Source organism: Klebsiella sp. HN106, assembly GCF_051209435.1.
Classification (GTDB): Bacteria; Pseudomonadota; Gammaproteobacteria; order Enterobacterales; family Enterobacteriaceae; genus Klebsiella; species Klebsiella oxytoca.
Genome location: NZ_JBLURD010000006.1, coordinates 267,566 through 286,687, shown reverse-complemented (window position 1 = coordinate 286,687; position 19,122 = coordinate 267,566). Strand labels below are relative to the sequence as shown.

The following is a 19,122-nucleotide window of genomic DNA, read 5'->3' as shown; positions in this document are numbered from 1 at the left end:
CGCTGTGTCCTCAGTATCCGTTTACCTGCAGAAATGCCTGGAAGCTGCTCTCGCTCCACGGTTCCCCCTGCTGGTCGTGCATTCTGACGCCGTTCAGGCCGTTCACCAGCTCACCGAGGCTTTCTGCGCCCTGTTCAAAGAGCGTCTCGAGGGTGGCGATAAGCTGTAGCTCCCAGCTTTCCGGCACCCGGCTGCGGGTTTGCCAGATCAGATTGGTGTAGTCGCCGGGTTTGTGAATGTTGCCGTTTCCGCCTTCCGCCGGCGGCGTAAACTGACGGCTTTCCGGCAGCGCCGGGTTAAAGTCCAGGGTTTCGCTCATGCCACGTTCTCCTCGATAAAAGAAATCTGGATCTGCTTGTCGTATACCCGCACCGGGTAGCGATGCAGGTTGCGCCCGCCGGGGCCGTGCAGACACTGGCCGGTTTTGACGTCGAATACCGCTTCATGCAGCGGGCACTCCACCTTGCCATCTTCGACAAAGCCCTGGCTCAGCAGCGCATACGCATGGGGACAAACGTCTTCCAGCGCGTAATATTCGCCATCAATCAGATAGATACCGATTTCTTTACCATCGATACTGCCGCTATAGGGGAAATCTTCCTGTACTTGCTCCGCGTCACACACGCCAATCCAGCTCATCGCATTCCTCCGGGCTTTGTTTCATATATGAAACTCTGTTTCTTATTTAATACGGTCAATATAAAAGCGATGAATCTTTCGTCAAGCAGCAATGTGACTAATTTGTTAATGAATGGCTTTTTAATTAGCTAACTGTGGAATTGATCACGAAAAAAAGCAGCCAGATGAAATGATGATATTTAAAGCGCCCTTTCATTATAAAAAACGCTATCTCTTCAGAAACAAAATGCGCTATTGACTTCTTTTCATGAAGATCGTTAAAAATGAACAGGAAGGGAGCTTGCGGTGTTTCACATATGAAACAAAAAGAAAATTAAACCTTAATAAACAATGATTTTCATAGGTGAACCATTTTAGTTAAGTGATTATTTCTGGCGTCAAAAAAATAATAACCAAAATGTATTAAATTTAAAAAGAGGTAAATCATGGCGGCAAGATGGCAAGGTACTATCGCATTACTTTTGTTAATAATTATTTCTTACGTCGATCGGGTAAATATCTCAGTGATGATTCTGAACCCCGAATTTGCCGCTCACTTTCATTTAAATGAAAACAGAATGTTACAAGGCATGCTGATGACATGCTTTCTTCTTGGTTATGGTTTATCGGCTTTAATATTAACTCCCCTTATAGAAAGTAAGCTCAACTATCGCCAGGGGCTGTTAAGCAGCGTAGCGATATGGGCGCTGGTTTGCGCGGTTTCTCCGCTGCTGGGCTCCCTGCTGGGCATGTTAATCGCGCGCATCGTTCTCGGCGTTGCCGAGGGGCCGCTATTCTCGCTGAAAACCCGCTTTATCAGCGATAGCTTCGCCGCCGATGAGGTCGGTAAACCTAACGCCGTGACCGCTCTCGGCGTTTCGCTCGGGCTGGCGGCTGGCTTTCCGCTGGTCACCTGGCTGATGGCGCACGTCGGCTGGATGGGATCGTTTTACGCCCTGGCGCTGCTCAACCTGCTGCTCGGCGGCGGCTTAGTCTGGCGCTTTTTACCTGCTCCAGTCGTCAATGAACGCCGCGCCAGGCCCGGTATGATTACAACCTTGACCCTCGCCTGGCGCACGCCGCTGCTGGGCTGGATCCTGCTGGTGGAGATCGCCACCCTCAGCTATCTATGGGGCAGCAGCGCCTGGCTGCCGGCCTGGCTGCGCGACGAGCATCACTTCTCGCTACAGGCTACCGGCCTGCTGGCGGCGGTTCCGTTTCTGCTGAGCCTGGGTTCAAAATTTCTCGGAGGGGTACTTCTCGATAAAATGCGCCCGGAGCAGGCGCCGGTGCTGTTTATTATCGGCGGCCTGCTGACCGCTCTGTCGGTACTGGCGCTGATGCTCAGCCACCAGCAGGCGATGCTGGCGCTGTTTATGCTGGCGGCGAACGTTTTCTGGGGGCTGCAGGGCGCGGCGATCCCGGCGGTCTTGCAGCATCATGCGCCGCGCGAAGCGGTAGGCAGCGCCTATGGCATTATTAATGGCATCGGTAATATCTGCGCGGCGTTTATCCCGCTGCTGATGGGAATGGTCATGAAATCGGCGGGATCGGTAAGCTCAGGATTCTCGGTACTGGTGGTATCGCAGCTGATAACGCTTTGCGCAGGAGGCATGCTGCTGCTGCGCATGCGTCGCGCAGCAGCAGTCAGCGTCTGAGGCTTATTCGCCTTTTTTCGCCGCCTGAATGTAAAGCATTTCCAGCGCCAGCGTCGCCGCCGCCAGGGCGGTGATTTCGGACTGGTCATAGGCCGGAGCGACTTCCACCACGTCCATACCGACAATGTTCAGATCCTTGAGGCCGCGCACCAGTTTGATCGCGCGATCGGAGGTCAGTCCGCCGATCACCGGTGTACCGGTGCCCGGCGCAAACGCCGGATCCAGGCAGTCGATATCAAAGGTCAGGTACACCGGCATATCGCCGACGATCTGTTTCACCTGAGCGATCACGTCGTCGACGCTGCGGTCGTTAACCTGACCCGCATCCAGCACGGTAAACCCGTTGTCCTTATCAAACTCGGTGCGAATGCCGATCTGCACTGAATGGTGCGGATCGATCAGGCCTTCGTTCGGCGCGGTATAGAACATGGTGCCGTGGTCAAATTCGCAGCCGTTGGCGTAGGTATCGGTGTGGGCATCGAAATGCACCAGCGCCATTTTGCCGAAGTGCTTAGCATGAGCGCGCAGCAGCGGTAGCGTCACAAAGTGGTCGCCGCCGAATGAAAGCATGCGCTTACCTGCCGCCAGCAGTTTTTCCGCATGCGCCTGCAGCTTTTCACTCATTTCACGCGCATCGCCGAAAGCGTAAACCAGATCGCCGCAGTCCACGACGTTCAGCCGCTCGCGCATATCAAAGTTCCACGGGAAACGGTTATGCTCCCACGCAAGGTTAGTCGACACCTGACGGATCGCCGCCGGGCCATGACGCCCGCCCGCGCGTCCGGAGGTCGCCATATCAAACGGTACGCCGGTGATGACCCAGTCCGCATCGCTGTCGTACGGCATAAAATTCATCGGTAGACGCAGAAAGCCAAATGCGTTGGATACCAGGGAGTTATCGTATTGATGACCTAAGGTGCTCATGGTTATGACCTCTTTTACAGTCGTTGTATTGAAATACAAATATAAAAAAACCCCTCCGCGTCGTTAGGCCCGACGAGGAAGGGTTTGAATAAGTTTGCTGCTTAATTGGGCGAATTATCGCCGCAAATGTCTACGTGTTCAAGTGAGTCTGGCGAATGGCGTAATGAGCCTTCCCCTCTCTCTTCCCTCTCCGCTACGGAGAGGACGTATATCACTCGTCTTCCAGATAAGTGTAGCCGTATAAACCCGCTTCGAACTCTTCAAGGAACTGCTGCTGCAGGTCAGCGTCGAGATCGGTCTTTTTCACCTGATCGCGGAACTGCGTCAGCAGCGTGTTCGGATCCAGCTGGACGTACTGCAGCATATCCGCGACGGTGTCCCCCTCATCCGACAGCTCCACTTCGACGCTGCCGTCAGGGAAGACAAACACGTCTACGGCTTCCGTATCGCCGAACAGGTTGTGCATATTGCCCAGAATCTCCTGGTAGGCGCCTACCATGAAGAAGCCCAGCATCGGCGGATTTTCCGGATCGTATTCCGGCATCGGCATGGTGGTCGCAATGCCATCGCCATCGACGTAGTGGTCAATTGCGCCGTCGGAGTCGCAGGTGATATCCAGCAGCACCGCGCGGCGTTCCGGTACCTTGTTCAACCCTTCCAGCGGCATCACCGGGAATAGCTGATCGATACCCCATGCATCCGGCATCGACTGGAACAGAGAGAAGTTGACGTAAATCTTATCCGCCATACGCTCCTGCAGCTCATCGATTATCGGGCGATGCGCGCGGTTGCTGGGATCGAGCTGTTTCTGCACTTCATGGCACATATTCAGATACAGCTGCTCGGCCCAGGCGCGTTCCTGAAGATTAAAGGTGCCGGAGGAGTAGCCGATATGAATATCGTGCAGATCCATCTGGCTATCGTGCAGCCATTCGCGCAGCGAGCGGCGGTTGCCGGTTTCCTGCATCTCCAGCCAGGTTTCCCACATGCTTTGCAGCGGACGCGCGGCATCTTCCGCGGGCGGGGTCGCCTCGGTATATTCGTTACGCTCAACGCCGATGATGTTGGATACCAGTACGGTGTGGTGCGCGGTGACCGCACGGCCGGATTCGGTAATCACCGTCGGATGCGGCAGACCGTTCTCTTCACAGGCATCGCCAATTGCCCAGATAATGTTGTTGGCGTATTCGTTCAGGCCATAGTTCACCGAGCAGTCGGACTGCGAACGGGTCCCTTCATAGTCAACGCCGAGACCGCCGCCAACGTCGAAGCACTGAATATTCACGCCCAGCTTATGCAGCTCGACGTAGAAACGCGCCGATTCACGCACGCCGGTGGCGATATCGCGAATATTGGCCATCTGCGAGCCAAGGTGGAAGTGCAGCAGCTGCAGGCTGTCGAGATGCCCTGCGGCGCGCAGAATTTCAACCAGCTGCAGAACCTGGGTCGCCGCGAGGCCGAATTTGGATTTTTCGCCGCCGGAGGACTGCCACTTGCCAGAGCCCTGCGAAGCCAGACGCGCACGCACGCCAAGACGCGGCACCACGTTCAGCCGCTCGGCTTCTTCCAGCACGATGGCGATTTCCGACATTTTCTCAATGACCAGATAGACCTTATGGCCCATCTTTTCACCCACCAGCGCCAGGCGGATATATTCACGGTCTTTATAACCGTTACAAACAATCACGCTGCGGGTCATGCCGGCGTGCGCCAGTACCGCCATCAGCTCGGCCTTCGAGCCGGCTTCCAGACCCAGCGGTTCGCCGGAGTGGATCAGCGATTCAATCACGCGGCGATGCTGGTTAACCTTGATGGGATAAACCAGAAAGTAGTCACCGTTATAGCCATAAGACTCACGCGCCCGTTTAAAGGCGGCGTTAATCGAACGCAGGCGGTGCTGCAAAATCTGCGGGAAGCAGAACAGTGCAGGCAGGCGCTGCCCCTGAGCTTCACGCGCTTTCACCAGCTCGGCAAGGTCAACGCGCGCTTCCGGAACGTCAGGATCCGGGCAGACGCTGATATGGCCCAGTTCGTTAACGTCGTAGTAGTTATTACCCCACCAGGCAATATTGTAAGTACGTAGCATCTTGCTGGCTTCCTGGGAGCTCATCGCAACCTCCTGCATGGAACGTAGTACACCGTGATCGCCTGCTGACGAAGGCGAAGATAAAGACATGTCGTCAGACATAGCGAACCTCAAATTTTAGTAACAAGTGTAAAACAGTTGACTACTATCGCAATCCGAAGAAGCGATAACAACCCATAAACAGTCCGAAATCCCAGTAGATAGTGCTGGACTTGCGGCTGAGCGACCGGTTTCTTATTCATATCATCGTAAAACACGTACCCGAACGGAGTATGACAGTCCGGAGAAACCACGAGAAAACCCTTGCTATCGCAAGAGCGCCCTTGTTCAGTTTTCCTGTAGCCTGCCGGCCCTGGAATCCTGAGAAACGCCGAGATGGGTAGAACATCGGCTGGTTTGCATGAGAGAGATGCGGATTGAGGAATAGTGACGCGCGACGGAACGACGCGACGAGTCAGGCGAAAAACGTGGGTTCATTATCTGGTATCACCTCCACACTGCCCCGGTACGGGCCAGCGACAAGCCAAAGCTATAGGATCCGGACAGCCAGCAAAAAAGCCGCTGCGGGACTCTGTCAATACAGACTGCTTAACCCGGCTGGAAGTGGCGTCACGAGGTGAGTGCTCGTGCGCTGTTTTAATGAGCCGCGCGCGGCGTTTTATACCGATAAGCGGGGTAAAAAGCAAAATAAAAATATGCGCGTTGCCGGGCATTGTCAGGAAAAATTGCCACCGCCCTTTTTCTATAAATGCGACGAATATCAAAAAAGGCTGGAAATGGGGTCAAGAACTGCCCTAAAATAGCCGTCCAGAAGTTAATCCATCTATACTGATTAACACTCAGACTGCTCGTGTCACTACCTGCAAGCTTTGGTAGAGTCATCCGTCAAAGCCATTCTACACAACAGTATGAGCTACCCGAATCGTCCACAGGTGAAATAAAACATGGCAAAACACCTCTTTACGTCAGAGTCCGTATCCGAAGGGCATCCCGACAAAATTGCTGACCAAATCTCCGACGCCGTGCTGGATGCGATCCTTGAACAGGATCCAAAAGCGCGCGTAGCATGTGAAACCTACGTCAAAACCGGCATGGTTCTGGTGGGTGGCGAAATCACTACCAGCGCCTGGGTTGATATCGAAGAGATCACCCGCAATACGGTCCGTGAAATTGGCTACGTGCATTCCGATATGGGCTTTGACGCCAACTCCTGCGCGGTGCTGAGCGCTATCGGTAAACAGTCTCCGGACATCAACCAGGGCGTTGACCGCGCCGATCCGCTGGAGCAGGGCGCGGGCGACCAGGGCCTGATGTTTGGCTATGCGACTAACGAAACCGATGTGCTGATGCCTGCGCCGATCACCTACGCTCACCGTCTGGTGCAGCGTCAGGCTGAAGTACGCAAAAACGGCACCCTGCCGTGGCTGCGCCCGGACGCAAAAAGCCAGGTGACGTTCCAGTACGACGACGGCAAAGTTGTCGGTATTGATGCAGTCGTTCTCTCCACACAGCACGCCGAAAGCATCGATCAGAAATCGCTGCAGGAAGCGGTCATGGAAGAGATCATCAAACCGGTGCTGCCGACCGAGTGGCTGAACAGCGCGACCAAATTCTTTATCAACCCAACCGGCCGTTTTGTTATCGGCGGCCCGATGGGCGACTGCGGCCTGACCGGGCGTAAAATCATCGTTGATACCTACGGCGGCATGGCTCGCCACGGCGGCGGCGCGTTCTCCGGTAAAGATCCGTCTAAAGTCGACCGTTCTGCGGCCTACGCGGCGCGCTATGTGGCGAAAAACATCGTTGCCGCCGGTCTGGCCGATCGTTGCGAAATTCAGGTTTCCTACGCCATCGGCGTCGCAGAGCCGACCTCGATTATGGTTGAAACCTTCGGTACCGAAAAAGTACCGTCCGAGCAGCTGACGCTACTGGTTCGTGAGTTCTTCGACCTGCGTCCGTATGGTCTGATCCAGATGCTTGACCTGCTGCACCCGATCTACAAAGAGACGGCGGCTTACGGTCACTTTGGTCGCGAACATTTCCCTTGGGAAAAAACCGACAAAGCAGCTCAGCTGCGCGAAGCGGCCGGCCTGAAATAAGCCCCTGCTCTTCTCGCTCTTAAGGCCAGCCTCGCGCTGGCCTTTTTATTTTCAACCGTATAACCGCAGCCTCTGCATCCAGCCCTTTGCAAAGCTTCCTATGGAAGCGATTACATCCCATGTGCAACATCCTTTTCCTCGACGTGCGCGAAAAATGTAATAACCCTTGGCTTTGTTACACAATATTTCAGCAAACTCTGATTAGCGCTTTAAATTTCTTGAGCTAAACTTTATTAAAATGCTGATTTAAATAAATTAAATGTGATTACCTTTCTTTACGATAGTGTAACCGATTACACCAGCGTGATTATTATCACATTTTTTTACTACGCATTTACCTACCCTATGCCTCGACAGAATCAATAACTCAACCGGAGGGCGTTATGCCTGACAACAAAAAACAAGGGCGTTCAAACAAGACGATGACGTTCTTTGTCTGCTTCCTCGCCGCACTGGCAGGCCTGCTATTTGGCCTGGATATTGGTGTTATTGCGGGTGCCTTACCCTTTATTGCCAACGAGTTCCAGATAAGCGCTCATACGCAGGAATGGGTAGTAAGCTCCATGATGTTCGGCGCCGCGGTCGGCGCGGTCGGCAGCGGCTGGCTCTCCTTCAAACTCGGGCGTAAAAAAAGCCTGATGATTGGCGCCATCCTGTTCGTTGCCGGTTCCCTGTTCTCCGCCGCCGCCCCGAATGTGGAAGTCCTGCTCATTTCTCGCGTGCTGCTCGGCCTCGCCGTTGGCGTCGCTTCCTACACGGCTCCGCTGTATTTGTCGGAAATTGCGCCGGAAAAAATTCGCGGCAGCATGATTTCGATGTACCAGCTGATGATCACCATTGGTATTCTCGGGGCGTATCTTTCGGATACCGCTTTCAGCTACAGCGGCGCCTGGCGCTGGATGCTCGGGGTGATCATTATCCCGGCGGTGCTGCTGCTGATTGGCGTAGTTTTCCTGCCGGACAGCCCGCGCTGGTTTGCCGCTAAGCGCCGCTTTGTCGATGCCGAACGCGTTCTGCTGCGCCTGCGCGACACCAGCGCTGAAGCGAAACGCGAGCTGGATGAGATCCGCGAAAGCCTGAAGGTAAAACAGTCCGGCTGGTCGCTGTTCAAAGAAAACAGCAACTTCCGCCGCGCGGTGTTCCTCGGCGTCCTGCTGCAGGTGATGCAACAGTTCACCGGTATGAACCTCATCATGTACTACGCGCCGAAGATTTTTGAACTGGCGGGCTATGCCAACACCACCGAACAGATGTGGGGGACCGTCATCGTCGGTCTGACCAACGTTCTGGCGACCTTTATCGCCATCGGACTGGTTGACCGCTGGGGCCGTAAACCGACGCTGATCCTCGGCTTTATCGTCATGGCGCTCGGCATGGGCGTGCTGGGCAGCATGATGCATATCGGCATCCACTCCGCCACGGCGCAGTACTTTGCCGTCCTGATGCTGCTGATGTTCATCGTGGGTTTTGCGATGAGCGCCGGCCCGCTGATTTGGGTGCTGTGCTCCGAAATCCAGCCGCTGAAAGGGCGTGATTTCGGTATCACCTGCTCAACGGCGACCAACTGGATTGCCAACATGATCGTCGGCGCGACCTTCCTGACGATGCTGAACTCGCTGGGCAGCGCCAATACCTTCTGGGTCTATGGCGGCCTTAACATCCTGTTCATCTTCCTGACTCTGTGGTTGATCCCGGAAACCAAAAACGTTTCGCTGGAACATATTGAACGTAATCTGATGAAAGGCCGTAAACTGCGCGAAATCGGCGCGCGCGACTAGTAGGATACACGCTTCCTCCCCTCCGGGAGGAAGCTTCTTCTTGCTCTCCTCATTCCGCCGCACTATCCTCTGGCGCTATGAAAACACCCCGAATTCCCATTGCCCTTCAACAGGCCGTTATGCGCAGCCTGCGGGAAAATCTTGCCAAAGCGAACCTCAAGCTGGGACGACATTACCCTGAACCGGTGCTGGTTTATCAGCAGCGGGGAACCTCCGCCGGTACCGCCTGGCTGGAGAAAAACGAAATTCGCCTTAACCCGGTGCTGCTGCTGGAAAACCAGCAGGCTTTTATCGACGAAGTCGTGCCGCACGAGCTGGCCCATCTGCTGGTATGGAAACACTTTGGCCGCGTGGCGCCGCACGGAAAAGAGTGGAAATGGATGATGGAGAGCGTACTGGGCGTACCGGCGCTGCGTACTCATCGTTTCGAACTCGATTCTGTCCGTAAAAATACCTTCCCCTACCGCTGCCAGTGTCAGCAGCATCAGCTTACCGTTCGCCGCCACAATCGCGTGATGCGCGGTGAGGCCACCTATCGCTGCGTGCGCTGCGGCGACGTGCTGGTGGCGGAAAAGTAATCTACGGAAATAACTGGAAATTTTCTGATCTGACTGATTGCATCAGGCAATCACATTCGTTACGTTGCGGGCTCGTTTTGACACGGAGTTAACGATGTCCCGTATTTATATTTTTGCTGCCGCGTTTCTTAGCGCGGCGGCGTGTGCCCCGCTTGCTGCGGAGGGAATCAACAGTTTTTCTCAGGCCAAAGCCGCTGGCGTCAAGGTCAACGCCGACGTCCCCGGCGATTTCTACTGCGGCTGTAAAATCAACTGGCAGGGGAAAAAGGGCGTTATCGATCTGGAATCATGCGGCTATAAAGTGCGTAAAAATGAGAACCGCGCCAGCCGGGTAGAGTGGGAACACGTGGTTCCGGCCTGGCAGTTTGGTCACCAGCTTCAATGCTGGCAGGACGGCGGGCGGAAAAACTGCGCCAAAGACCCGGTCTATCGCAAGATGGAAAGCGACATGCATAACCTGCAGCCGGCGGTTGGCGAGGTCAACGGCGATCGCGCCAACTTTATGTACAGCCAGTGGAACGGTGGCGAAGGCCAGTACGGCCAGTGTGCGATGAAGGTTGATTTTAAAGATAAAGTTGCAGAGCCGCCGGCTCGCGCCCGGGGCGCGATTGCCCGCACCTACTTCTATATGCGCGACCGCTACCAGCTCAATCTTTCCCGCCAGCAAACCCAGCTGTTTACCGCCTGGAATAAGCTGTACCCGGTAACACGCTGGGAATGCGAACGCGACGCGCGTATTGCAAAAGTTCAGGGCAACCATAATCCTTACGTCCTGCAGGCTTGCCAGGCGCAAAAGAGCTAACCTACACTAGCGGCAATTGTTAATTTGCAGCTTCACGCTTCCCTCTTTAATGAGGGAAGACAATATCTGCGCGAAGAACGGAATATCAAGCATGCGCATCCCTCGCATCCATCACCCGGAACGCATCACTACGGGTAGCCAGATAGCCCTCTCCGACGACGCGGCCAACCATGTCGGTCGCGTTTTACGGATGGGTAAAGGCCAGGCAATCGAGCTTTTTGACGGCAGCAATCAGGTCTTCGAGGCGGTCATTGTCGAGGCAGGTAAGAAACATGTGCTGGTTGAAGTACAGAGCGGCAAAATCGATAACCGCGAATCCCCTCTCCATATCCATTTAGGCCAGGTGATGTCACGCGGCGAAAAAATGGAATTCACCATCCAGAAATCGATCGAACTTGGCGTAAGCCTCATAACGCCACTGTTTTCCGAACGCTGTGGCGTTAAACTGGACGCCGAACGTTTGCACAAGAAGATTCAGCAGTGGCAGAAAATCGCCATTGCCGCCTGCGAGCAAAGCGGCCGCAACGTGGTGCCGGAGATCCGCCCGGCAATGCAGCTCGAAGCCTGGTGCGCGGAGCAGGACGAGGGCCTGAAGCTCAATTTACACCCTCGCGCCAGCGCCAGCATCAATACGCTGCCGCTGCCGGTCGAACGCGTCCGACTGCTGATCGGTCCGGAAGGCGGGCTTTCGGCAGAAGAGATAGCGATGACCGCTCGCTACCAGTTTACTGATATCCTGTTGGGACCGCGCGTTCTGCGTACAGAGACAACTGCGCTCACTGCCATTACCGCCCTGCAGGTGCGTTTTGGCGACTTAGGTTGAAGCGTTAACGGAGAAGAACAATGATTAAGCTCGGCATCGTGATGGACCCCATCGCAACCATCAACATCAAGAAAGACACCAGCTTTGCTATGTTGCTGGAAGGGCAGCGTCGCGGCTATGAACTCCACTATATGGAGATGAACGATCTGTACTTAATCAACGGTGAAGCCCGCGCCCGTACGCGCAAGCTGAGCGTCGAGCAGAACTACGACAAATGGTACGAGTTCAACGGCGAGCAGGATCTGCCTCTGGCGGACCTGGACGTCATTCTGATGCGTAAAGATCCGCCGTTTGATACCGAGTTTATCTATGCGACCTACATCCTCGAACGCGCCGAAGAGAAAGGCACGCTTATCGTCAATAAGCCGCAGAGCCTGCGCGACTGTAACGAAAAGCTGTTTACCGCCTGGTTCTCCGAGCTGACGCCGGAAACGCTGGTCACCCGCAATAAAGCTCAGCTGAAAGCCTTCTGGGAAAAGCACGGCGATGTCATCCTCAAGCCGCTGGACGGCATGGGCGGTACCTCCATTTTCCGCGTGAAAGAGGGTGACCCTAACCTCGGCGTGATTACCGAGACCCTGACCGAGCTGGGCAGCCGCTACTGCATGGCGCAGAACTATCTACCGGCCATTAAAGACGGCGATAAGCGCGTGCTGGTCGTGGACGGCGAGCCGGTTCCTTACTGCCTGGCCCGTATTCCGCAGGGTGGCGAAACTCGCGGCAACCTCGCCGCCGGCGGCCGTGGCGAAGCGCGCCCCCTGACCGAAAGCGACTGGGCTATCGCCCGCCGCGTAGGCCCGACGCTGAAGGCCAAAGGCTTAATCTTCGTCGGCCTGGATATCATCGGCGATCGCCTGACGGAAATTAACGTCACCAGCCCAACCTGCGTACGTGAAATCGAAGCCGCCTTCCCGATTTCCATCACCGGGATGCTGATGGACGCCATCGAAAAGCGCCTCAATAAATAACGCGCTCATTCAGGCTATGGGCCAACGCCTGTAGCCTGAAGCTCGCTTCAGAGATTCACTTTCAGGCTCAGACAGGCAATGGCCGTGACGCCTGCAAGATAAAGTGAATCGACACTCTCTTGCTTTACCCGCATACTGGGTGCTGCTTTTTTGAACCAGGAACAGAACCTCTGACAATGAATTTACAGCATCACTTTCTGATTGCCATGCCTGCTCTCCAGGACCCGATGTTCCGTCGCTCCGTAGTCTATATCTGCGAGTATAACGATGACGGCGCCATGGGCATCATCATCAATAAGCCGATGGAAAATCTGCAGGTTGAAGGGATCCTGGAGAAGTTAAAAATCACGCCTGAGCCGCGCAATCCCGAGATCCGCCTGGATAAACCGGTGATGGTTGGCGGCCCGCTGGCCGAGGACCGGGGTTTTATACTGCACTCGCCGCCCTCTGACTTTTCTTCCAGCATTCGTATTTCCGATAATACGGTGATCACCACCTCCCGCGACGTGCTCGAAACGCTGGGCACGGATAAACAGCCGGACAACGTGCTGGTTGCGCTGGGATATGCCTCCTGGGAGAAAGGTCAGCTGGAGCAAGAGATACTGGATAACGCCTGGCTCACCGCGCCGGCGGATCGGAACATTTTGTTCAATACGCCAATAGCCGACCGCTGGCGCGAGGCTGCGAAGCTGATCGGCATCAATATCGTCACCATGCCGGCCGCAGCGGGGCATGCCTGATGAGCGGAACGTTTTTAGGCTTTGATTTTGGCACCAAAAGCATCGGCGTCGCCGTAGGGCAGCGCATCACCGGCACTGCCCGCCCCCTGCCCGCATTGAAGGCGCAGGACGGCAAACCTGACTGGAATATTATCGAGAAGCTGCTCAAAGAGTGGCAGCCCGAAAAGGTGGTTGTCGGCCTGCCGCTGAATATGGACGGCACGGAGCAACCTCTGACCGCGCGCGCGCGCAACTTCGCGAATAAAATCCATGGCCGTTTCGGCGTGCAGATAATCCTGCACGATGAGCGTCTGAGCACGGTGGAAGCCAGAGCCGGGTTATTTGAACACGGTGGATTCCGTGCGCTCAATAAAGGCAGCATTGATTCAGCGTCCGCTGTCATTATTCTGGAAAGCTACTTCGAGCAGGGCTTCTGATCCTGAATGCTGGCGCCACATCGCAGCGACAGGCGCCATCATCCTGATTCAGTTTTTAGTGACGCAGATGCTCATTTGCCCAGCTGACCGCCTGGGTTCGGTTCTTCACGCTTAGCTTACGGAACACGTTGTACAGATGGGTACGCACCGTGTTTTCGCTGATAAACAGCGCGCGAGCAATATCCATATTGGTCGCCCCGCAGCGAAGTTCATTAAGGATTTCACATTCGCGCTCGGTCAGCGGCGAACTTTCCACAGGCGCCGATTGATGATCCGCTGCGTACATAGCCGGGTGCATTACGCTCAATTCAGCCGTCTGTTCGCCGTTAAGCACAGCTTTAACGCCCTCAATTAAGCGCAATTCATCATCGTCGTGACGGAAAACGCCATAAAGCGCTGGCCACTGTGCCATTTCGTAGAGCTCATACTTTTGTGCGCTGTTGATAATCAATAAACGGGGGTTATCTACCTGCAGGCGAATAATATCACGCCACACGCTATTCAACTTTTTATTTGAAACCGCAATATCAAATAATATTACAGAATCTTTCACAAGTCGTTGCGCGAGGGGTTTGTTAATATTTTGCAGGATCACTGTAGCAGATAACCTGTCAGCCAGCCAGGTTGCAAATGCCTTGCTTTGAATTGAGGGGTGAGTAATAAAGGTAACCTGATGAGAAAGAACCGAATCCTCAGAAAAATTAATCACTTAAAACTCTCCTTAGTTGATACCCGCCTTCATAGCGGTTAAATGAATTAACAAGAATACCATCGCCGGTGTATTTATAAATAAAAACCAAATTTACACTTTGAAACAATATTCCATGGGAATTTTCCTATCCCTGTAAACAGCATAAATCGAATACCTTGAGAGAGTCAAAAGATTATCAAACTTTTTTCCTGGTTATGGGAGGTTTATGTCAATTCGTTTTTCATAGCCTACATTATTCGGCTTAATTCCATATGGTTCTTTGTAATATAAAATAATAATACCGAACATTAATAAAACATTATCATAACAAGCCATTGGTAAGATGTCTGAATATAAAAAATGCAGCTATAAAAGACCCGCTGCCGTACGTTGCTGAAAGCTTTGCGTAAATGTTTGCATGCCAGATTGCTGCCCGGTTTGCATCACGCCGGGCAGCTGATGCGTTTTTCCCTCCCGGATCAAATTCGCCACTGCTGGGGTATTAACTAAAAGCTCGTATAGCGCAACTCTGCCGCCTGCAGCATCCGGAAACAATTTTTGTGCCAGTACCGCGCACAAACTTCCCGCCAGCTGGCTGCGAACCTGCTCTTTCTCCTGGGCGGGAAAAACATCCACCAGCCTTTCAACCGCCTGCGCCGCGCCGCGCGTATGCAGCGTCGCCATAACCAGATGTCCGGTCTCCGCCGCCGTAAGTGCCAGGCGGATAGTTTCGCTATCGCGCAGTTCCCCTAACAGAATGACGTCCGGATCCTGACGCAGCGCAGCGCGTAACGCCGCGGCAAAGGAGGGGCAGTGGCGGCCGATTTCCCGCTGCTGGATCAGGCAACGCTCGCTGTGGTGAATAAATTCGACCGGATCTTCCAGCGTCAGGATATGACCATTGAGGCGCTGATTAAGATAGCCCACCATCGCCGCCAGGGTAGTTGATTTCCCGCTGCCGGTGGCGCCCGTGACGAGGATAAGCCCGCTCTCCTCATTGAGCAGATCGCTTAAGGCGGCTGGTACACCGAGCGCCTCCAGCTGCGGACAGGTTTCCGCCAGCAGACGCAGCGCCAGCGACAGACCGCGGCTGTGGGCAAATGCGCTGGCGCGAAGGCGTGGCCCGCCAGCCGGCGCTAAAGCGAAATCGACCTGCCCGCTGGCCTGCCACTGCGCGAGCTGCTCGGCGTTGAGCCAGTCATGGAGTATTTTGCTGATATCAGGGGAGGTAAAAGGCGCAGGCTCCAGCTTTCCCTGGCGACGCCAGCGCGGTGCTGAAGCATTGCACAGGTGTAGATCGGAGACGTTATGCTTTACACTAAGGGCCACTATTTCTTCCAGTTCCATAACTCATCCTCGGTATATGAACGATATTGCGCATAACCTGGCACAGGTCCGGGACAAAATCTCAGCCGCTGCCGCACGCTGCGGCCGTGCTCCAGAAGAAGTTACGCTGCTTGCAGTCAGTAAAACGAAACCTGCGAGCGCTATCGAAGAAGCGATGGCCGCAGGCCAGGTCGCGTTTGGCGAAAACTATGTTCAGGAAGGGGTGGAGAAAATCCGCTACTTTCAGGAGACCGGGGCAAGCGGGCTGCAGTGGCACTTTATTGGTCCGCTGCAGTCCAACAAAAGCCGCCTCGTGGCCGAACATTTTGACTGGTGTCATACCGTCGATCGACTCAAAATCGCCGCTCGCCTCAGTGAACAGCGCCCTGCCGACATGCCGCCGCTCAACGTGCTGATTCAAATCAACATTAGCGATGAGCAGAGCAAGTCGGGTATTCCGCCTGCAGAGCTGGACGCGCTGGCGGCAGAGATCGCTAAATTGCCGAATCTGCAGCTGCGCGGTTTAATGGCCATCCCCGCGCCTGAGTCAGAATATGTAAGGCAGTTTGCCGTCGCCCAACAAATGGCGGTAGCATTTGCGCGGCTAAAAACGCACTACCCTACCGTCGATACGTTGTCGCTGGGAATGTCGGATGATATGGAAGCCGCCATCGCGGCGGGAAGCACTATGGTGCGCATCGGAACCGCAATTTTCGGCGCGCGCGACTACAGCAAAAAATAAGGAATCTGAGGAACGCCATGAAGACGTTGACTTTCCTGCTCTCAACGGTCATTGAGCTTTATACAATGGTCGTGTTGTTACGCGTCTGGATGCAGTGGGCGCGCTGCGACTTTTATAACCCGTTTTCGCAGTTCGTGGTCAAGGCTACGCAGCCTGTCGTTGGGCCGCTGCGCCGCATTATCCCGGCGATGGGGCCGCTCGACAGCGCCTCCCTGCTGGTCGCCTTTATTCTCTGCGTCGTGAAAGCTATCGTCCTGTTTATGGTCGTCACCTTCCAGCCGATTATCTGGATCTCCGCGCTGCTGATCCTTATCAAAACCGTCGGCTCGCTGATCTTCTGGGTTCTTCTGTTAATGGCGATCATGAGCTGGGTAAGCCAGGGCCGTAGCCCGGTGGAATATGTTCTGATGCAGCTGGCAGACCCGCTGCTGCGCCCTATCCGCAGGCTGCTGCCCTCAATGGGCGGAATTGATTTCTCGCCGATGGTGCTGGTTCTGCTGCTGTACGTGATCAATATGGGTATCGCCGAACTGTTGCAGGCTACCGGTAACGTTCTGCTTCCGGGGCTGTGGATGGCGCTATGAGTGCTGTCCAGGCCTGCGCTGACGGTCTGGTCTTAAGGCTGTATATTCAGCCTAAGGCCAGCCGCGACAGCATCGTTGGTTTACATGGCGACGAACTCAAAGTCGCCATTACCGCGCCACCCGTTGACGGCCAGGCCAACGCCCATCTGGTAAAATTTCTTGCCAAACAGTTTCGCGTAGCAAAAAGCCAGGTGCTTATTGAGAAGGGCGAACTGGGTCGCCACAAACAGATAAAAATCATTCATCCGCAGCAGATCCCCGACGGGGTCGCTGCGCTGACAGAATAGACAGGATCTCTTATGCAAAAAGTTGTTCTCGCCACCGGCAATCCCGGTAAAGTGCGCGAGCTGGCCTCGCTGCTGGCAGATTTTGGCCTCGATATCGTGGCGCAAACCGAACTGGGCGTGGATTCCGCAGAGGAAACCGGCCTCACGTTTATCGAAAACGCCATTCTTAAAGCGCGCCACGCCGCGCAGATTACCGGCCTTCCGGCTATCGCCGATGACTCAGGTCTGGCCGTCGATGCGTTAGGCGGCGCGCCTGGCATCTATTCTGCCCGCTATTCCGGTGAAGATGCGACCGACCAGCGCAATCTGGAAAAACTGCTCGACGCGCTACGCGACGTGCCGGACGATAAGCGCCAGGCGCAGTTCCACTGCGTGCTGGTCTATCTGCGCCATGCGGAAGATCCCACGCCGCTGGTGTGCCACGGCAGTTGGCCAGGCATCATCGCTCGCCAGGCCGCCGGCAGCGGCGGCTTTGGTTACGATCCGATTTTCTTTGTTCCGACGGAAGGTAAAACAGCAGCGGAGCTGAGCCGTGAAGAGAAGAGCGCCATTTCCCACCGCGGACGAGCGCTGAAACTGTTACTGGAAGCCTTACGTAATGGCTAATTTGCCGCCCCTGAGCCTCTACATTCACATCCCGTGGTGCGTGCAGAAATGCCCGTACTGCGATTTCAACTCGCATGCGTTGAAGGGCGAAGTGCCGCATGATGACTATGTCCAGCATCTGCTGAACGATCTACGCGCCGACGCCCACTATGCGCAGGGACGTGAAATCGGGACGATTTTTATTGGCGGCGGTACGCCGAGCCTGCTCTCCGGCCCGGCGATGCAAACCCTACTCGATGGCGTACGCGCGGCTCTTCCGCTGGCGGCCGGAGCCGAAATCACGATGGAAGCCAACCCCGGCACCGTGGAAGCGGATCGCTTCGTGGAGTATCAGCGCGCCGGCATTAATCGCATCTCCATCGGCGTACAGAGCTTTAGCGAGCAAAAGCTGCAGCGTCTGGGGCGCATTCATGGGCCACAGGAAGCCAAACGCGCGGCAAACCTGGCAAGCGGTCTGGGACTGCGCAGCTTTAACCTCGATTTAATGCATGGTCTGCCGGACCAGTCTCTGGAAGAGGCGCTGGACGACCTGCGCCAGGCGATTGCGCTCAATCCGCCGCATCTCTCCTGGTATCAGTTGACCATTGAACCAAATACCCTGTTTGGTTCGCGACCGCCGGTCCTGCCTGACGACGATGCGCTGTGGGATATTTATGAGCAGGGGCATAGCCTGCTTAGCGCCGCGGGCTACCGGCAATATGAAACTTCCGCCTATGCAAAACCGGGATATCAGTGCCAGCATAATCTGAACTACTGGCGCTTTGGCGACTACCTGGGCATTGGCTGCGGCGCGCACGGTAAAGTGACGTTTGCGGACGGACGCATTCTGCGGACGGCGAAAACCCGCCACCCGCGCGGCTATATGGAAGGCCGTTACCTGGAGCGCCAGCATGATGTTGAGAACGCAGATAAACCGTTTGAGTTCTTTATGAACCGTTTCCGCCTGCTCGAAGCGGCGCCACGGGATGAATTCAGCCGCTTTACCGGCCTCGACGAGCGGACGATCCGCCCGCAAATCGATGCCGCTATTGCCCAGGGCTACCTGACGGAAGATGAAGGCTGCTGGCAGATTACCGAGCACGGCAAGCTATTTTTGAACTCCCTTCTCGAATTATTCCTCAGCGAATAAACCTCTCCCTGATTATCCCGTTATATAAATAGCGGGATAATTAATTATTCGTTTTTCCCGAAATATTAATATCGCAATTCCCGAAGAATCTCAGTTCAGCATTCTTAATAAAAATTAATTCACATTCATTTATAGAAAATAAATATAACCTAACGCACAAAAATACGCATTTCATCGTCTCATTGGGAAAAAGTGTGAGTCAGACAGCTTAAAGGTGTACGACAACCAGGATAATATGTCATACAGAAACAAAGAATGACTCATTAG

At 54.8% G+C, this 19,122-nt stretch carries 22 protein-coding genes; 14 read left to right on the top strand and 8 right to left on the bottom strand.

Going from position 1 to position 19,122, the window contains the following annotated elements; genetic code table 11:
- Positions 1 to 10: 10 nt before the first annotated feature.
- Positions 11 to 319 carry a recombinase-like helix-turn-helix domain-containing protein gene (locus ACSIPU_RS17125; protein WP_004105685.1) on the bottom strand — a complete coding sequence of 103 codons (309 nt, stop codon included), beginning with the start codon at positions 317 to 319 and terminating at the stop codon, positions 11 to 13.
- Positions 316 to 639, bottom strand: a complete 324-nt coding sequence (locus ACSIPU_RS17120) for a Rieske (2Fe-2S) protein (RefSeq protein WP_004105687.1) — start codon at positions 637 to 639, stop codon at positions 316 to 318. The genes ACSIPU_RS17125 and ACSIPU_RS17120 overlap by 4 nt, the downstream gene beginning before the upstream one ends.
- A 425-nt stretch (positions 640 to 1,064) precedes the next feature.
- On the opposite strand from ACSIPU_RS17120, the gene ACSIPU_RS17115 reads away from it, so the two are divergent.
- A complete protein-coding gene (locus tag ACSIPU_RS17115) occupies positions 1,065 to 2,276 on the top strand; it encodes an MFS transporter (RefSeq protein WP_023321628.1) in 1,212 nt (403 codons plus the stop codon).
- Positions 2,277 to 2,279: 3 nt separating this feature from the next.
- Here ACSIPU_RS17115 and speB read toward each other — a convergent pair whose 3' ends face one another.
- From speB to ACSIPU_RS17095, 4 genes are all read right to left on the bottom strand, one after another.
- Positions 2,280 to 3,200, bottom strand: coding sequence for an agmatinase (gene speB, locus ACSIPU_RS17110; protein WP_004105690.1), 921 nt, complete (start codon positions 3,198 to 3,200; stop codon positions 2,280 to 2,282).
- A 211-nt stretch (positions 3,201 to 3,411) separates the two neighbouring features.
- Entirely contained in the window at positions 3,412 to 5,388 is a 1,977-nt protein-coding gene (gene speA, locus ACSIPU_RS17105; RefSeq protein ID WP_004105692.1) for a biosynthetic arginine decarboxylase, read from the bottom strand.
- A gap of 8 nt (positions 5,389 to 5,396) precedes the next feature.
- Positions 5,397 to 5,528 carry an acid stress response protein YqgB gene (gene yqgB, locus ACSIPU_RS17100; RefSeq protein WP_127472328.1) on the bottom strand — a complete coding sequence of 44 codons (132 nt, stop codon included), beginning with the start codon at positions 5,526 to 5,528 and terminating at the stop codon, positions 5,397 to 5,399.
- Positions 5,529 to 5,613: 85 nt separating this feature from the next.
- Positions 5,614 to 5,763, bottom strand: a complete 150-nt coding sequence (locus tag ACSIPU_RS17095) for a hypothetical protein (RefSeq protein ID WP_418278323.1) — start codon at positions 5,761 to 5,763, stop codon at positions 5,614 to 5,616.
- A gap of 467 nt (positions 5,764 to 6,230) precedes the next feature.
- On the opposite strand from ACSIPU_RS17095, the gene metK reads away from it, so the two are divergent.
- From metK to ruvX, 8 genes are all read left to right on the top strand, one after another.
- Complete coding sequence (metK, locus tag ACSIPU_RS17090; RefSeq protein ID WP_004115371.1) at positions 6,231 to 7,385, top strand: methionine adenosyltransferase; 1,155 nt, start codon at positions 6,231 to 6,233, stop codon at positions 7,383 to 7,385.
- A gap of 383 nt (positions 7,386 to 7,768) precedes the next feature.
- Positions 7,769 to 9,163 (top strand): sugar porter family MFS transporter, encoded by a 1,395-nt coding sequence (locus ACSIPU_RS17085; RefSeq protein ID WP_435322251.1) that lies wholly within the window; start codon positions 7,769 to 7,771, stop codon positions 9,161 to 9,163.
- A gap of 77 nt (positions 9,164 to 9,240) precedes the next feature.
- The gene (locus ACSIPU_RS17080) at positions 9,241 to 9,741 is read left to right on the top strand and encodes a SprT family zinc-dependent metalloprotease (protein WP_024274713.1); all 501 of its coding nucleotides are present in this window, start codon (positions 9,241 to 9,243) and stop codon (positions 9,739 to 9,741) included.
- Positions 9,742 to 9,835: 94 nt separating this feature from the next.
- Positions 9,836 to 10,543, top strand: coding sequence for a deoxyribonuclease I (gene endA, locus ACSIPU_RS17075; protein WP_004115375.1), 708 nt, complete (start codon positions 9,836 to 9,838; stop codon positions 10,541 to 10,543).
- A gap of 91 nt (positions 10,544 to 10,634) precedes the next feature.
- Positions 10,635 to 11,366, top strand: a complete 732-nt coding sequence (rsmE, locus tag ACSIPU_RS17070; protein ID WP_004105702.1) for a 16S rRNA (uracil(1498)-N(3))-methyltransferase — start codon at positions 10,635 to 10,637, stop codon at positions 11,364 to 11,366.
- Positions 11,367 to 11,386: 20 nt separating this feature from the next.
- On the top strand, positions 11,387 to 12,334 hold the full coding sequence (gene gshB, locus ACSIPU_RS17065) for a glutathione synthase (protein ID WP_004105704.1): 948 nt from the start codon (positions 11,387 to 11,389) through the stop codon (positions 12,332 to 12,334).
- A gap of 176 nt (positions 12,335 to 12,510) precedes the next feature.
- A complete protein-coding gene (locus tag ACSIPU_RS17060; protein ID WP_196558172.1) occupies positions 12,511 to 13,074 on the top strand; it encodes a YqgE/AlgH family protein in 564 nt (187 codons plus the stop codon).
- On the top strand, positions 13,074 to 13,490 hold the full coding sequence (gene ruvX, locus ACSIPU_RS17055) for a Holliday junction resolvase RuvX (protein WP_004105707.1): 417 nt from the start codon (positions 13,074 to 13,076) through the stop codon (positions 13,488 to 13,490). The genes ACSIPU_RS17060 and ruvX overlap by 1 nt, the downstream gene beginning before the upstream one ends.
- Before the next feature lie 55 nt (positions 13,491 to 13,545).
- Here the strand turns inward: ruvX and ACSIPU_RS17050 are convergent, their stop codons facing one another.
- Entirely contained in the window at positions 13,546 to 14,199 is a 654-nt protein-coding gene (locus ACSIPU_RS17050; RefSeq protein ID WP_004105708.1) for a LuxR C-terminal-related transcriptional regulator, read from the bottom strand.
- A gap of 348 nt (positions 14,200 to 14,547) precedes the next feature.
- Positions 14,548 to 15,528, bottom strand: coding sequence for a type IV pilus twitching motility protein PilT (locus ACSIPU_RS17045; RefSeq protein ID WP_070556278.1), 981 nt, complete (start codon positions 15,526 to 15,528; stop codon positions 14,548 to 14,550).
- Between the two features lie 16 nt (positions 15,529 to 15,544).
- Here ACSIPU_RS17045 and ACSIPU_RS17040 point away from each other — a divergent pair, with 16 nt between their 5' ends.
- The 5 genes from ACSIPU_RS17040 to hemW are packed head-to-tail and all read left to right on the top strand — an operon-like array spanning position 15,545 to position 18,855.
- The gene (locus tag ACSIPU_RS17040) at positions 15,545 to 16,249 is read left to right on the top strand and encodes a YggS family pyridoxal phosphate-dependent enzyme (RefSeq protein ID WP_016807917.1); all 705 of its coding nucleotides are present in this window, start codon (positions 15,545 to 15,547) and stop codon (positions 16,247 to 16,249) included.
- Between the two features lie 17 nt (positions 16,250 to 16,266).
- Positions 16,267 to 16,833, top strand: a complete 567-nt coding sequence (locus tag ACSIPU_RS17035) for a YggT family protein (protein ID WP_004105714.1) — start codon at positions 16,267 to 16,269, stop codon at positions 16,831 to 16,833.
- Positions 16,830 to 17,120, top strand: coding sequence for a DUF167 family protein YggU (gene yggU, locus ACSIPU_RS17030; RefSeq protein ID WP_004105716.1), 291 nt, complete (start codon positions 16,830 to 16,832; stop codon positions 17,118 to 17,120). The genes ACSIPU_RS17035 and yggU overlap by 4 nt, the downstream gene beginning before the upstream one ends.
- Before the next feature lie 12 nt (positions 17,121 to 17,132).
- Entirely contained in the window at positions 17,133 to 17,726 is a 594-nt protein-coding gene (locus ACSIPU_RS17025) for an XTP/dITP diphosphatase (protein WP_004105717.1), read from the top strand.
- Positions 17,719 to 18,855 (top strand): radical SAM family heme chaperone HemW, encoded by a 1,137-nt coding sequence (gene hemW / locus ACSIPU_RS17020; RefSeq protein WP_004105720.1) that lies wholly within the window; start codon positions 17,719 to 17,721, stop codon positions 18,853 to 18,855. Before ACSIPU_RS17025 ends, hemW begins: the two co-directional genes overlap by 8 nt.
- The last annotated feature ends 267 nt before the right edge of the window (positions 18,856 to 19,122 follow it).